This window comes from Spirosoma sordidisoli (genome assembly GCF_004138325.1).
Lineage (GTDB): Bacteria > Bacteroidota > Bacteroidia > Cytophagales > Spirosomataceae > Spirosoma > Spirosoma sordidisoli.
This window is the reverse complement of record NZ_SBLB01000001.1, coordinates 2,004,223-2,019,647: the sequence shown is the minus strand read 5'-3', so window position 1 is coordinate 2,019,647 and position 15,425 is coordinate 2,004,223. Positions and strand designations below refer to the sequence as shown.

The following is a 15,425-nucleotide window of genomic DNA, read 5'->3' as shown; positions in this document are numbered from 1 at the left end:
GCTGGGTACCCAGAACCGGCAATCGGCACCGAACTGCTTCAGTGCCGATTTATCGGTTACGGGTAGCTATCTCGAATGCCTTGATGGTAGTCTTTGCCATCACTCAAAATTCGGGATGACTCATGTTTGACCTACTCCTGATTTACGCCTGATCCAGCGCGCGTTGCAGGGCCAGCGCCAGCGCCTTATCGTTGGGCGGGTACATGAGCGTAGCATGGTCGCCGGGCACGTCGTGGACGCGGACGCCCTGCCGGGCAAAGTCGTTCCAGCCGAGGTAAACCTGGTCATCGACGAAATACAGCCGGGTCATCGCCCGGAACAGGTCGAGCTTCCCGTTGTAGGGTTGTAGCCGGTAAGCCTCAAAAGCCTCTTCATGCTTTTGCATGATGTATTCCATATGCCCCAGTTCGGTTGAGGGTTTGGGCTTACTGGCCAGACCCAGGCCTTCCAGCAGCAGTTGCCCCTGCCGGTTGAAGTATTCCTGCTGGTAGCGTATAGTTTCTTTAGGCTGGTTGATCAGCGACCGCCCAATGAAGAGCATCTTCGGAAACTGCCGCCCAATCCGCCAGACCAGCCGGCTGAGCTGGCTCTTGTGCGAAACCAGGGCACGGGCGTCGGTGTCGAACATGGCCAGCAGCTTGATTTCCTTGCCCATCGCCCGGAGTTGCTGCGCCATTTCGTAAGCTACATACCCCCCAAACGAATAGCCCGCAATGGCGTAAGGGCCCGTTGGGTTCTGTTCCAGCACCTCCTGAATGTAGCAGGCGGCAATATCTTCCATCCGGTTCAGCGGCTCTTCGGTACCGTCGAGACCGCGGGCCTGCAGGCCGTAGATGGGTTGCTCGGGGTCCATGTAGGTCGACAGACTGCTGAAGTTGAGCAGGTTCAGCCCGATGCCGTGGATGATATAAATCGGGGTTTTGCTGCCCTGCGGTTTGATCGGCACCAGCGACTTAAACGTGCGGGTAGGTTTGTCGGGTTGCAGCAGCTGTGCCAGCCGATGAATGGTTGGGTATTCGAACAGCATCGATAGCGGAAAGCGTCGGCCGGTTTCGCGCTCCAGCTGGGTCATGACCCGAACGGCCAGCATGGAGTGGCCACCCAGGTCGAAGAAATTGTCGTGAACGCTGATGCTGTCGAGACCGAAAACACCGGTCCAGATACCGGCCAGCAGCTTTTCTTCGGGCGTTTGGGCCTCCACGAACCGGTTCACAACGGGCGCTTCGGCCGGTTCGGGTTTCGGCAGCGCTTTCCGGTCAATTTTTCCGTTGGGCGTAACGGGCAGTTTCGGCAGCGCCACAAACTCTGTCGGGACCATATAGGCCGGTAATACCTGCCGAAGCTGCTCTTTCCAGGCCGCAATATGTTCTTTCGAAACGGCTGTAAACGGTTTGTACGGGTTTTTGACGTACTCGTTCAGGCGCTCGTGGGTCGTAACCAGCGCCGACGGCTTCGGCGGAATAGCCCGGCGGTCGGCCGGTATGAAGACGACTTCGAATCGGTTGTCGGTATGGCTGCCCGTCCAGCGAACATGGGCCCGGAATCCGTGCTGGCTGGCCAGTCCCCAGAAATCGTTCGGGTCAACGCCGGTCTCGGGCAGGGCATTGTACCGGTCCTGCACCTCGCCGATGAAATCGTCGGGTCGGGCTTCGCCGATGAACTGGAGCAGCGCATGATCTTTTGCCGTACGTCGGTTAGGCAGGTTGATCACCTGGATAACCTGCTGCGGATGGCTGCTGAGCAACTGCCCGATTGACGCCACCGACAGCCGACTGTCCCACTCGATGCGCTGGTCTGGCGTGGCTACGGCAGGCGGGGTGCCTACGTAGAGCCAGATGTCGTAATCGTAGCGGGTGGCTTCGTTCCGGTAAACGCCTTCGCGCAGCTGGATATCAACGGCGGTAATGCGCGGAATAAACGCCGGCAGGCGATAAAACAGGGCCGGGTCGGCCATCAGCTCATCGTCCAGCTGCACCCGCCGGTCCAGCGCGGTCCGGAACTCGGCTACGGTACGGGTGCCGCTCGTGCGCCGGATCAGGTCAATGGCGTGGTACATGGTCAGCGTGTGCTTGCCCTGCATACCGCCAATGAACACACAACCGCCATCGGCCGTAGCGTTGGCAGCCCGTTCGATGACTTTCAGCAGGTAGCCGAGGTCAGGGAAGTACTGCGCCACTGCGTGGATAAGCACCATATCGAGCGAGGTCGGCTCGATACCCGTAAAGTCGTCGGCGGGGGCCGTTTTGGCCAGTACGTTCGCCCACTTGGCGGGCTGCTGCTGGAGTTTCTTCGACAGGGTGTCGATAGCGGGTTGCGAGTAGTCGGTGGCGATGTATTGCCGAACGTGCGGAGCCAGTTCAAACACCAGCTGCCCCCCTCCGCAGCCGAGTTCCAGAATGCTGGTCGGCTTCAGGGCTTTGATACGCCGAACCGACTGCTGCATCCATTCTTCGTTCTGCTCATGGGCGTTGGCTACATCGCTGACCTGGGCCACAATGGCGGCATCGAGGTTCTGGTCGGCCAGGTCCAGGTCGCTTTCCGATTCTTTCCCCAGCGTATAGATCGTGTTCCAATGTTCCTGCCATTCGGACGAGCCTTCGTCGCTGCCCGATGCGCTCGGCACCACGTAGGCCACCAGCCGCTGATCGCCGGGGCGATCTTCGCGCGCAATCACAACGGCATCCTGAATGTCGGGCTGCTGAAGCAGGTTGTACTCGATCTCGCCCGGTTCGATGCGGTGGCCGCGAATCTTGATCTGCTGATCGATCCGGCCCATGTACTGCACATCGCCGTTGGGCAGAAAGCGCCCCAGATCACCGGTGCGGTACAGGCGGGCGCCCGTTGCGGCATCGGTCACGAACTTCTCGGCGGTCAGGGTGGCCTGGTTCAGATACCCGATGCCGACGCCTGTTCCTGAAATGCAGATCTCGCCCGACAAATCGGGGTTCTCGGGGTTGATGACGATGGTCGTGTTGGCAATGGGCTGGCCAATGGTGATCAGCTCATCGTCGGGTAAAATCTTTTTGCCGGTGGCGTAGATCGTGGTTTCGGTCGGGCCGTAGAAATTCCACAGGTCGCCACAGAACGAAAGCAGCTGCTGCGCCAGGTCTTTGGAGAGGGCTTCGGCGCAGGAGATGATCCGAACGTCGCGGGTGCCGCGCCAGCCCGATTCCAGCAGCATCCGCCAGGTGGCGGGGGTAGCCTGAACAAAGGTAATGGCTTCGGTGCGGAGCAGGTCGGCCAGGGCGGGTCCGTTGCGGCTGGTATCGGTATCGACAATGACCAGTTCGGCACCGGTCAGCAACGGCAGGTAGATTTCGACGGTGGCGAGGTCGAACGCAATGGTGGCCAGTGAGACGGTTTTGTCGGTCGGGCTCAGGCCGGGCTGCTGCTGTACGCTCAGCATGACGTTTACCACGCTGTTGTGCTTGATCTGCACGCCCTTGGGTCGGCCGGTGGTGCCGGAGGTATAGAGCACATAAACCGGCGATTCGCCCGCCACGCGGATCGGCAGGTCGTCGGTCGCGTAGCCCGGCAGGGTTGGCCAGAGGTCTTCGAGCAGTAGTTCGCGCGCGGTTACGGCAAACCGACCCTGATGAACCCGGTTGGTCAGCAGCACCTGACAGCCTGCGTCGGCCAGTACGTAGCCGATCCGGTCGGCAGGGTGGCGCGGGTCGACGGGAATGTAGGCCGCGCCCGTTTTCATGACGGCTACCAGGCAGACAACCATCTCCAGCGACCGCTCTACCGCCAGTCCCACCCGGTCGCCGGGTTGTACGCCTGCTTCGATCAGCACCCGGGCCAGCTGGTTGGCCTGCTCGTTCAGTTGCGTATAGGTCAGCGTCTGCTCCTTAAACCGAAGGGCGGTTTTGTGCGGAAACTGCCGAACGGTATCCCGAATGAAGTCGTGCAGCGCCCGGTCGCTGGCAAACGGCAGCCGACGCCCAAGGCCCGGCCTGTCGGCGCGGACCGGACTCGTCACCGGCGCGGTTACAGCTACGGGCGCCGGAGCCGCAGCGGGTTGGCCCAGGCGCGTATCGGGCGAAGCCGACAGGGTCTGTAACAGCTCGACAAACTGCCGATGGAACGACCGGATCGTTTCTTCCCGAAACAGCTGGGTGTTATATGACCATTCGATTTGAAGCGCGTCGGCCGAGCCCGTTGCATTGATCGAAATTTCGAAATTTTCGAACGCGCGTGGGTTGGTGTCGAAGCGGTAGTCGAGACCGTGAAAGGTGACTCCATCGGCCAGGCCCATATCCATGTTGAAGACCATCGGCACCAGCGGCAGCCGCGACGAATCGCGCGGGATCGGCAGTTTTTTGAGCAGACTGCCGAAGGTGAGCTGCTGGTTGTCGAAGGCGTCGAGGAGGTCGATTTTGCGTTTCTGCAGGTAGGCACCGAACGTCATTTCCGGCTGCGGAAAGCTCCGGAGGGGCAGCAGGTTTACGCAATGACCCACCAGCCGGTCGTGGCCAGTCGCCGACTGGCCCGCGGCCGGTAAGCCCAGCACGATGTCGGTCTGACCCGTCAGCCGGTGAATCAGCACCTCAACGGTGGCCACCAGGGTCGTTACCAGGCTGCACCCGGCTTTAGCCCCCATCTGCCTGACGGCCTGTAGCAGCGGCCCGTCGACCCTAAAGTCGATCCGGTCGCTCTGGAACGTACGGCGGGCGGGGCGGGGGGCGTCGACGGGCAGGTCCAGTACGGGTACCGAACCCGCAAACTGCTGTAGCCAGAACTGCTCGATCTGTCGGTAGTCGGCGGTCTCTACAAACGCCCGCTGCTCCAGCGCGTACTGGCTGAAGGCATCGACGGGCGGCAGTACCGGCTCCTGCTGCCGCACATAAACCGAGTATAAACGGCCCAGGTCCTGCATCAGAATACCCGTCGACCAGCCGTCGCAGACGATGTGATGGGCGGTCAGGACAAAATGAAAGCTGGCGTCGGTACGTTTGATCAGCCCGGCTTTAACGAGCGGGCCGTGGGTCAGGTCGAAATTTGTCTGAACGTCCTGCTTCAGGTAATCGGCCACCAGCCGGTCCTGCTCCGCGGCTGACAGCGCCGAGCCATCGACTAGCTCCAGCGGTACCGACAGCTCGCGGAAAACAATCATTTGCTCGCCGTCGGCGCTGAAGGCCGAGCGCAGGGCTTCGTGCCGCTGCACAAGGGCGTGCCAGGCCCGCTCCAGAGCCGGTATGCTCAGTTGTCCCGTAAAACGGAGCGAGATCGACTCATTGTAGGAGCGGTTTGCTTCGTTGCCCCCAAACTGGCACGCCAGCCATATTTCGCGCTGGGGTTCCGTGGTGTGGGTGACGAGCAGTATATCCGGTCCGGCAAACGGGTCGAAATCAACGGCGGTCAGTTGGTCGTAAGGTACAGTTGTCAGCATGCGTACTATCAGGTTGCCTCGGGTGTTGGACGAGGTGTGGACATTTCGGGCTTAGTTATTCACCTGCATATACTTACCTGGCAGGTCAGGATTGGCAACAAACCAGGCCGGATTTCCCTGGCGGTCGCGGCCGAGCCGGGCACCGGGAATAGGCGGTTGGTTTGCCGTGAGCAGCTGGCCCTGGGGAGCTGCGGGCGCGGGCAGGCTACCGCGCATAAACCCGGCTTCGATCAGGGCATTTACGCTGTCGCTAAAGGCCGCCAGCACCGCATCAAGGTCGGCGTCAGTATGCGCTTCGGTCATGAAACAGGGAAAGCCGTCCCAGATATGAATGCCTTTCTCCCGCATTAAGGTAAACAATAACTCGGTATAAGGAACCTCGTCTTTGAACTTGATTTTCCAGAGCGATCCATAATGAGCCACGAAAAACGGCAGCTGCCGGGTCTGGCAAATGGCGTTCATCTGATCGGCGAGCCAGGTCGTTTTGTGGGCGAGACCTTCCTGCAGACGGGGGCTGTTTTCGCGAATGTGGGTCAGCGACGCATGGGCCGCGGCCAGGGCCAGCGGGTGCCGGACAAACGTACCGGCAAAGTAGGTGACGCCTATTTCGGGAACCGAGTTGTCGCCGTATTGCCAGGTGCCGCCGTCGAGGGCGTCCATAAACGCTTTCTTTCCGGCAATTACGCCGATTGGCAGGCCTGCGCCCACCACTTTTCCGTAAGTAGCAATGTCGGCCCGGATACCCAGCACGGCCTGCATACCGCCTACGTGCATCCGGAAGCCGGTAATGACCTCGTCGAAGATCAGGGCGGTACCGGCCGAAGCCGTGATGGCGCGCACTTCCTTCAGGAAATCGACGGGTAAAAACTCTGGACGGCGGCTCTGCACCGGCTCAACCAGTACGGCGGCCAGTTCCGATGCCCGCTCCCGGATGATGCGCAGGCTCTCGTCGGTGCCATACTCCAGAATCAGTATGTTCTGTACCGCTTCGGGCATGATGCCGGCCGCGGCCGGAAACGACTTCAGCTTTTTCGTGCCCCGCACCAGCACTTCGTCCATGATGCCATGATACGAGCCCGTAAAGGCTACGATCAGTGAGCGGCCCGTAATGGTGCGGGCCATCCGCATGGCGCCCAGTACGGCTTCGGAACCGGTGCTGCAGAGCGCAGCCCGGTCGGCGCCCGTCATTTCGCAGATGAGCTGACTGACGGTGCCGGCCAGTTCGTGTTGCGGACCCACCTCGAAGCCATTGTCGATCTGCCGATGCAGGGCCTCGCGGATGTAGTCGGGCTGGTAGCCGAAGAAGTTGGAGCCAAAGCCGTTCAGTACGTCGATGTACTCGTTACCGTCGACATCCCACAGCCGCGTTCCCCGCGACCGGTTAACAACAATCGGGTACACAATCTCTTTGGTCAGCGGCCGGAAACCGGATACCACCCGCGGGTCGGCCATCTGGTTCCGGTGTTGTTCGGTATAGGCTTTGCTCCCCGCCGTTTTGCGGGTGTACCGGGCCGTGAGCTGTTCCAGGAAGGTTTGCTGCCGGTTGGTCAGGTTGGCGGTTTGCCGGTCGATGCGGGCCGTGGCGCCAAACGGTTTTTTGAGTTCAGCGGCTTCTTCGGGGCTGATGTCAACGGCCTGCCCGTTCGGGATCGATATGGCTTTCCCGTTCGGTGCGGCATGAGCCGCTCCGTTGGTGCCGTTCGTATGCCCGTTCAGCACCGGGGCAGGCTGGGGGGCAGGAGCAGCGGCCGGTACCGGAGGTGCCGGTGTACCACCCTGCAACAAAGCTACCTGTTTGGCCAGCAACTGGAGCTGCTGCGCAATCAGACCCAGCGCGGTATCCGACCCTGCCGATACGGGCGGTGCGGCATAGACGGGTGCCGGGACCGGTGCGGCTATCGGTGCAGAGGCCGGGGCCGGGGCTGGCGTTGCCTGAACGGGGGCCGGCTGAAACTGATCGGCCGGGAGGGTTTTGTCGAGGTAAGCCGCCAGCTCCTGGGGCGACTGATAATCGGTCGAGAGCTGACGGAAGGTAATGGGTACGTTGAACTCCCGGCGCAGGGTAGTGGCTACCTGGGTCAGCAACAGCGAGTCGAGCCCGATCTCCACGAAACTCATGGACGGTTGCACACCGGCCAGATCGATGCCGGATGCGTCTTCCAGCAGTTCATTGATTCGGTTAAGCAGTACAACGTTTCGCATGGGCAATAGGGGAAAGTGAGTCGGTTCAATTGAGGTTGTATGGGTTGGCAGCGGCTCGGCCGGTGAAGGCGCAGACTGCAGGTAAGCTACGGGCGCGGGCGGGTCTACCCAGCATCGTTGTTTGGTAAACGCGTACGTAGGCAGCAGGACCCGGTTCTGCGGCTGGCCAGCGTAGAAGGCGGCCCAGTCGGGGGTCAGCCCCAGTTGCCAGAACTGCCCCAGGGTTGTCAGCATCGACCGGCAGGTAACGGCCCAGTCGGTGGTTGTTTCGAGGCCGGTCAGTACCGGGACCGGTTTGCCCGCTGCCTGCTGCCGCGCCAGGGTTGCCGATATTTTGCCGGGCCCCAGGTCGAACAGCAGCGGGTTGTCGAAGGCCAGCATGGTATCGAGGGCCCCGGCAAACTGCACCGTTTCGCGCATGTGACGTGCCCAGTAATGCGGATCGGTGGCCTGGGCGTCGGTCAGCAGCGTGCCTGTCAGGGTCGAGATGATGGGTTTTTGAGGCCGGTTCAGCGGAACACGGGCTACCTGACTCTCGAGGGCCTCGGCGACCGGGTCCATCATGGCCGAGTGAAAGGCGTGGCTCGTGGGCAGGCGCTTGTTCGGGATCTCCTGGTCGCTGAGCTGCCGGGCAAACTCCGCCACGGCATCGTCAGGGCCAGCCACGACGCACAGGTTTTTGCTGTTGATAGCCGCAATGGACAGCGTTTCGGGCAACATGGCCCGGATGAGGTCAGCGTTTTTACGCACCGAGAGCATCGAGCCACGGGGCTGTTCGCTGACGAGTCGCCCCCGTGAGCTGACCACCTGCAATACGTCGGCCAGGGAGAAAACACCGGCCAGGTGAGCCGCCACAAACTCCCCGATGCTGTGGCCACAGAGGACTGAGGGCTGGATACCCCAATGCATCCAGAGTCTGGCCAGGGCGTATTCGGTAATGAACAGGGCGGGCTGGGTATAACGAGTGTCGTTAAGCCGGGCTTCGGCATCCGCATCGGCCAGGTCGGGGTACATTACCGTCCGGATGTCGCGGTCGAGCTGATCGGTCAGCAGGTCGGCGCATTCGTCGACGGCCTGTCGGAAAACCGGCTCGTTCTCGTACAGCGGCCGACCCATGTTGAGGTACTGCGCGCCCTGACCGGGGAACATGAATACGATGTCGTCGGGTACCTGCCGAACGGGCGGTGCGGCCTGCGCGGCTGGGTTTGTCAGGCTGTCGAGCAGGTCGGCCGTCGTGTCCGCCACCACGAACCGGCGGTGGGCCAGGGCGGGGCGGGTCGTATGTAGGGTATAGGCGATGTCGGCCAGGGCGGGTGCCTCGGCGGTTGCGAGGGCGTCGGCCAGTTTATGGGCGTAGGCATCGCGGCTGTCTGCCGACCTGGCCGACCAGCTGATCAGCTGCGCGGGCCGTACCGGAGCCGTTGACGGGGCTGGCTGGGGCCGGTCGGCTTCTTTCAGCACCACGTGTACGTTAGTACCGCCAATACCGAATGAACTGACACCCGCCCGCCGGACCGACTCGCCCGACCAGTCGGTCTGGCGGGCGTTGACGAAGAACGGGCTGTTGGCGAAGTCGATGGCCGGGTTCGGCTGCTCGAAACCCAGCGACGCGGGAAGTTGCCGATGATGGAGCGAGAGGGCGGTTTTGATGAGCCCCGCTACGCCAGCGGCTGCGGTCAGGTGACCGAAGTTACTTTTTACGGAGCCGATCGCGCAGAACTGCCGACTGGCCTGTTCGCCAAACGCCATCGTCAGCCCTTCGATCTCGATGGGATCGCCGATGGGGGTGGCCGTACCGTGGGCTTCTACATAGCTGATCGTTGCCGGATCGACCCCACCGTCGGCGTAGGCCGCCCGGATGGCGGCTGCCTGCCCTTCGGCGTTAGGGGCCGAGAAACTGCCTTTGCCAGCGCCATCGTTGTTGACGCCGACGCCTTCGATAATGGCCCAGATGGTATCCCCGTCGCGCCGGGCGGCTTCGGCCCGTTTGAGCAGAACAACCCCGGCACCGTCGCTGAAGACGGTGCCGGTAGAGCCCGCGTTGAACGGACGGGTATGCCCGTCGCTACTCAGCATGGAGCCTTCCTGGTACAGATGGCCGCTGTTGATGGGGGCCGTGATGCTGGCACCACCCGCCAGCGCTACCTCACACTGGCCGCTCCGGAGGCTCTGCACGGCCTGGGCTACCGCTAGCAGCGAGGTAGAGCAGGCCGAAAAAACGCTGACGGCCGGGCCTTTAAGATCCAGCGTGTAGGCGGTTCGGGTGGCGATATAATCTTTTTCGTTCAGCAGCTCGACCTGAAACGGCCCCGCAGCCGCTACCAGCTCGTGGTTGGGCAGTACGTTGTTGAGAAAGTAGGTGTTCTTCCCGGTGCCGGCAAAGACACCCACCCGGCCGCCGTACTGTTGCGGCAGGTACCCCGTCTGTTCGAGGGCTTCCCAGGCTATTTCGAGGAATACGCGCTGCTGCGGGTCCATGAGCCGGGCCTGGTTGGGCGCCAGTCCGAAAAATCCGGCATCGAACAGCTCGGCTCCTTCGATAACGCCCCGCGCTTTTACGTACAGCGGATCGGTCCGGAACGAGTTCGGAACAGCCCCGTCAAGCTCTTCATCCGCGAAGAAGCGGGTTGTTTCGCGGCCTTCGGTCAGCAAGTTCCAGAACGCTTCAATGGTGCTGGCCCCCGGAAAACGGCCCGCCATGCCGATGATGGCAATCGCCGACGAGGGGTCGGCCGGATCCGTCGCTTCTGCAAAAGGAGTCGGGCTGTCGGGGCTGGTCGCCTGACCCAGATACCGGGCTATACCGGCCGGGGTCGGAAACTGATAGAGCTTGGTAATGGGTAGCGTCAGTTGCTGTTGTTTCAGTCCCGCCACCGTTTGCTGCGCCAGCAGCGAGTTGCCACCCAGGGTGAAAAAGTTATCGTCTACGCCCACCTGATCGATGGCCAGCAGCCGCATCCAGAGCGAGCAGATGGTGCGTTCGAGGGGCGTTTTGGGGGCGCGGTAGGCCCCGGCCGACTCCGGACGTTTCAGTTCGGGGGCGGGGAGGAGTTTCTTGTCGACCTTGTCGCTGATGGTGCGGGGCAGCTTGTCCATCCAGACAAAAGCCGACGGCATCATGTAGTCGGTTACGCGCTGCTCCAGTTCACGCCGGATCAGCGCATCGTCGGGCTGGCCCGTAACCGAGACCAGGTATGCGACGATCTGTTTCTGGCCGTTGCCGCCCTCGCGCACCATGACCGACGATTCGGCCAGGAGCGGAATTTGCCGGAGCGCGGCTTCGATCTCGCCTAACTCGACCCGGTTGCCGCGAATCTTGACCATGTCGTCGCGCCGACCCGCAAACTCCAGCGTGCCGTCGGGGCGGTAGCGGGCCATGTCGCCGGTGCGGTACACCCGGTACTCGCCCTGCTGCGGGTGTTGCCACCGGATAAACCGGTCGGCGGTCAGGTCGGGCTGGTTCAGGTAGCCCGCGGCCAGGCAGTTGCCCGCAATCAGGATTTCGCCCGCTTCGCCGTTGGGCAGCAGGCTAAGGTCTTCGTCGACAATAAACAGGCTGGCATCAACAATGGGCCAGCCCATGGGTGGGATAGTGGGCCAGGCCGACGCGTTGCCTTTCATCCGGTATTCGGTAACCCAGATGCTGGCTTCGGCCGGGCCGTAGACGTTCATCATCGTACACTCGGGCAGGGCCTCGAAGAACGTTCGCATGGCCGGGGTGAGCTTCAGCTGCTCGCCCCCCATGGTAATTTCGCACAGCTCGTCGGGAAAGCGGTTTTCGGCAATAGCCGCTTCGCAGAGGTACTGGATGGCCACGTAGGGCAGGTACGACCGGTTGATGTGATGATCGCGCACGAACGCCAGCAACCGGCCCGCGTCGAGCCGGTCGGCGTTGTCGATCAGGTGAACGGTGCCGCCGGTGCTGAGCGGCAAAAACAGCTCCTGCGACGATACATCGAACGTCAGGTGGCAGAACTGCAGGGTGTTGACACCCATGCCTACGATGCCGTGCCGACGCTGCCAGTCCATTAGCCGGATCAGGCCGGTATGCAGCTGACAAACGCCTTTCGGCTGCCCCGTCGAGCCGGAGGTATACAGTACACAGACCACCTCGTTCCGGTGCGTCACCACCTGCGGGGCTACCTGATGATCGAGATCGGCCCGGACAACCGTCAGCCCCAGCGTCTCAAAAACACCGGCATCGGCCCCGATCGACACGCCCGTTTTCAGGCCCGAGTCGGTAATGATCCGGCGGAGTCGCTGCTCCGGGTGTTCGGGGTCGAGGGGCAAGTACGCTTTACCGGCTTTTACGATGGCCAGCACGCCAATGACCATCTCCAAGCAGCGCCGGGTGCTGATGGCCACGTAATCGGCAGTAGGGTCCTGTTGCAGAATGGCCTGAGCCAGTGCATCGGCGCGGTCGTTCAGTTGCCGGTAGGTCAGCCGGGCGTCATTATGCACCACCGCTAGCCGGTCGGGGTGATCGGCAGCGACGCGTTCAACGAGTTGATGAACCAGCGGGAAAGAGGTTACGGGAAGGCCGGTTGGTGTCATGGAGAAAGAAAGGTTTTCCACCCGGCAGCGGGGCTGCGGCCGGGCGACGTCGTCTACGTCATGTTCCGCTGGGTATGCAGTGAGTTCTCAGACTGAATAGGAGCCAGTTTGGCGTCGTTACGCCCCGGTACGTCCATGTAGTTGCCACCCACCCGGTTCAGTATCAGCAGCATGGGCTGGTTGGTAACGCGGGCGTAGAGGCTGAGTAGTTGTTTTTCGGCGCGGGTCCAGGCCGTGTTGGCGTCGATGACGAGCAGCGACAGCGCACTCCGTTTCAGCAGGAACACCGGAATCTGATGGTCGATCAGCGACGGCAGTTCCAGCAGAATCCGGTCGTAGCGGGTGGCGTCGAAATCCTGACTGGCGTCGAGCAGGTAGCTGATATCCGTCACGTTCATAAAATCGGGCCGGATGGTGTAAGGGAAGAACGTAATGCCATTCCGAATCTCGCGCTGTTCATTGCCTTTCTGGCGGGGATAGCAGTAAGCCACCTGCTGGTCGGCGTCGTTATAGAGCTGCGCCAGTCCGTTGGCGACCCACGATTTCCCCTGCTTCGGGCGGATACTGAACAGGGTGATAATGGGGGGGTAAGGCGATGACGTAGCCTGGGTTATCTCTATGTGAATGGCGTTGAACAGCCGCTCAAACATGCTGCGACTGGCCCAGGTCACCTTCGAGTACACATTCGGCTTGCTCACCGTTGGGAACACCGCCGTAACGGGCATACCGACCATCTGCTCGGCCTGATCGGGCGAATGAATTTTTTTGTCGAGCCAGAAGCGCAGCGCCGTTAGCACTAGCGCCAGGAACAGGCCCACCCCAAAGCCAATGGCCACGAGCTGCCAGCGCTTGGCGGCTTGGGGCAGCAGCGGGAAATAGGGGGCGTCGAGGACTTCGAGCGTACCGCCAATCTTGACATCCTGCCGGCGCATGCGGGACTGATCGACGTTCTGCAGCAGGTCGAGGTATTCTTTTTCGGCTACGGCCAGTTCGCGCTGCAGCTGCCGGAGCTGGGTGCCGAGCGGGCTGTACTCGCTAAGTTTGGCCTGGTACTCGTCCATACGCTTCTTGTAGGTTCGCAGGCGGGCGTTCGATTCTTCATACTCCAGAATCTTGGTCATCCGGTCGTTGGCCATGCTCTGGGCGGGCAGGGCATCGGGCGCGCTGGCCGCGGCATCGTACTTCTGGGCGCTCAGTTTGAGCTCCTCGCTGGCCTGGGTAACGGCTGCCTGGAGCCGGGTAATGATATGCCGGGGCTGGTTGTAGGCGCGGGCGTTGGCCAGCTGGTTCTCGGCGTCGGCCAGTTTTTTCTGCTTGAGGCTCAGGTCAGTGTTGGCCGATCGAACGCTTCCCTGCTGACCCATCCGGCGGTCGAGGGCGTCGATGGCGGCTTTGGCCGCATCCCGGCGCATCAGCTCCTGGTTGTATTCGGTACTCAGCAGCTCTTTGGAGGCCGATACGTTTTTCGACTCCGAGTCGAAGTCAAGCACCTTGTGCTGGATGTTGAAGGCGCGCAGCCGTCCTTCGGCTTCGTCGAGGTTTTGCTTGGCTTTGGCCAGTTTACCCTCGTAGTAGCCAACGACCGAGTTGGTTTCGGAGGTTTTGAAGAGCGAGTACCGCTCGTTCAGCATGTCGATGGCGTAGCGAAGGGTGCGCTGGGCAACGGCCGGATCGTCAGACTCGTACTCCATCAGCAGGATGTCGTTGGTCGCTTTGCGGGCGGTTGCTTTCAGAGTTTCGGTTAGATGCCGCAGCGAGTAGTACGAATTGGATGTCAGCAGCAGATCTTTGATGGGGTTAGTCATCTGCGCTTTCGACAGGCTGTCGAGGGCCGTAATCAGCAGCGCCGGGTCGCCTTCCAGGGGGAGCTGGTAGCGCAGACTGGGCGGCACGGCCTGCTGTAGTTGCTGAAAGCCCCCGGCTCCCAGTACCAGACTGTCGGGCTGTTGCAGCCGCAGGTGATCGGCCAGCAGGTGAATGCCGACCTGGAGCATGGTCTCCTTCGAATAGAGGGTAGTGAGCAGGTTGTCGAAAGCACTGGCGGAGCGATCGCCATACGCGGCCTGCTTGTCAGATAACAGCGAATAGCCCGAGGCCAGGCCCGTATAGAGCGTAGCTTCGGACTTGTAGACCTTGGGTTCGTTCCGGGTGGCGTACCAGGCGGTTCCGGCCGTGATACAGGGAATCAGAACGAACAAAGGCAGATGTTGCTTCAGTAAACGAAGAAAAACACTAATATTCATACCCGCTCATTAGTATCGTTTCAGCCGCTGGATGGGGGTTCCCATCAAGGCTTCGAACAAGTGTACACTTTTCAGAAAATCGCCTTTGACTTGCTCGGTAGTGGCTTTTGCCTGTACGTAGGCCGTTGTGGCGCTGGCCAGCTGACCGGTGGTTATTTTGCCTTTCTGCAACTCGGCTTCGGCTACCCGAAGCGCGGCCAGCGAAGCCTGCTCGTCGATAAGTCGTGTTTTCAGAATCTGCTGGGCCGTGATCATATCCTGATAAATGCTGATCAGCTGCTGCTTGAGCTCCAGCTCGGCAATGTCTTTCTGAACCAGGGAGGCCTTGTAGTTAGCGTCGGCCTGCCGGATGAGGTGTTTCCGTCCGAAGACGTCGAACAGCGAGACCCGAAGTTCGACCCCCGCCCGATAGCCGTTGGCGATCTGTCCGATTGGATTGGTGTTTAAATCAGGTGATCTACCGCTGGCGATGAGGACCTGATTGCCGCCCGAGTAGTTGCCAAAACCCGAAACGTTCTGCAGGATCTGGGTGCGCGCAACGCCCTGAGACGCTTTCAGGACGCTGGATACCTCGTTCTGGTATTTGATAACCGGCGAATAGGCAACGGCCATTTTTACCAGCTCGTCGAAGGGCAGAAGCTGAACGGCAATGTCCTGGTTCACATCGAGGTAGAGGGTATCACTGGCCAGCCCCGATGAGCGCCCGAACGATACCAGTCCCCGCCCGCCCCGGCTCTGTGCGAAACCAGCCGTCAACGTCCACAACAGTCCGGCAACAACAAGAAGACTAATTCGGTATACAGTACGCAATGGTTGCCTACGAAAGCAGATGTTCATTCAGAATAAAGGTTTTTGGCTGCGCCGACAGCGTCAGTTTCTCAACGACTGAATCAGCGGGTATCCAAGTTACTGTTTTGTCGCGTATGAATCGTCTAATTTTATTGTTCGGTGGTTGCTGGCTGAGAGGCTATTACCGGCAATCCACGTTGATTTGGGGTAAGGGCTATTGTTTGGACTAACTGTTTACAATTCTG

At 61.1% G+C, this 15,425-nt stretch carries 4 protein-coding genes; all 4 read right to left on the bottom strand.

Annotation, left to right across the window (positions count from 1 at the left end; genetic code table 11):
- Positions 1–142: 142 nt before the first annotated feature.
- The 4 genes from EQG79_RS08540 to EQG79_RS08525 are packed head-to-tail and all read right to left on the bottom strand — an operon-like array spanning position 143 to position 15,201.
- A complete protein-coding gene (locus EQG79_RS08540) occupies positions 143–5,392 on the bottom strand; it encodes a non-ribosomal peptide synthetase (RefSeq protein ID WP_129601100.1) in 5,250 nt (1,749 codons plus the stop codon).
- Positions 5,393–5,443: 51 nt separating this feature from the next.
- Positions 5,444–12,148 carry a polyketide synthase gene (locus EQG79_RS08535; protein ID WP_129601099.1) on the bottom strand — a complete coding sequence of 2,235 codons (6,705 nt, stop codon included), beginning with the start codon at positions 12,146–12,148 and terminating at the stop codon, positions 5,444–5,446.
- A 53-nt stretch (positions 12,149–12,201) separates the two neighbouring features.
- Positions 12,202–14,391, bottom strand: a complete 2,190-nt coding sequence (locus EQG79_RS08530; RefSeq protein WP_077923485.1) for a GumC family protein — start codon at positions 14,389–14,391, stop codon at positions 12,202–12,204.
- Positions 14,392–14,400: 9 nt separating this feature from the next.
- Positions 14,401–15,201 (bottom strand): TolC family protein, encoded by an 801-nt coding sequence (locus tag EQG79_RS08525; RefSeq protein ID WP_240699307.1) that lies wholly within the window; start codon positions 15,199–15,201, stop codon positions 14,401–14,403.
- Between the last annotated feature and the right edge of the window lie 224 nt (positions 15,202–15,425).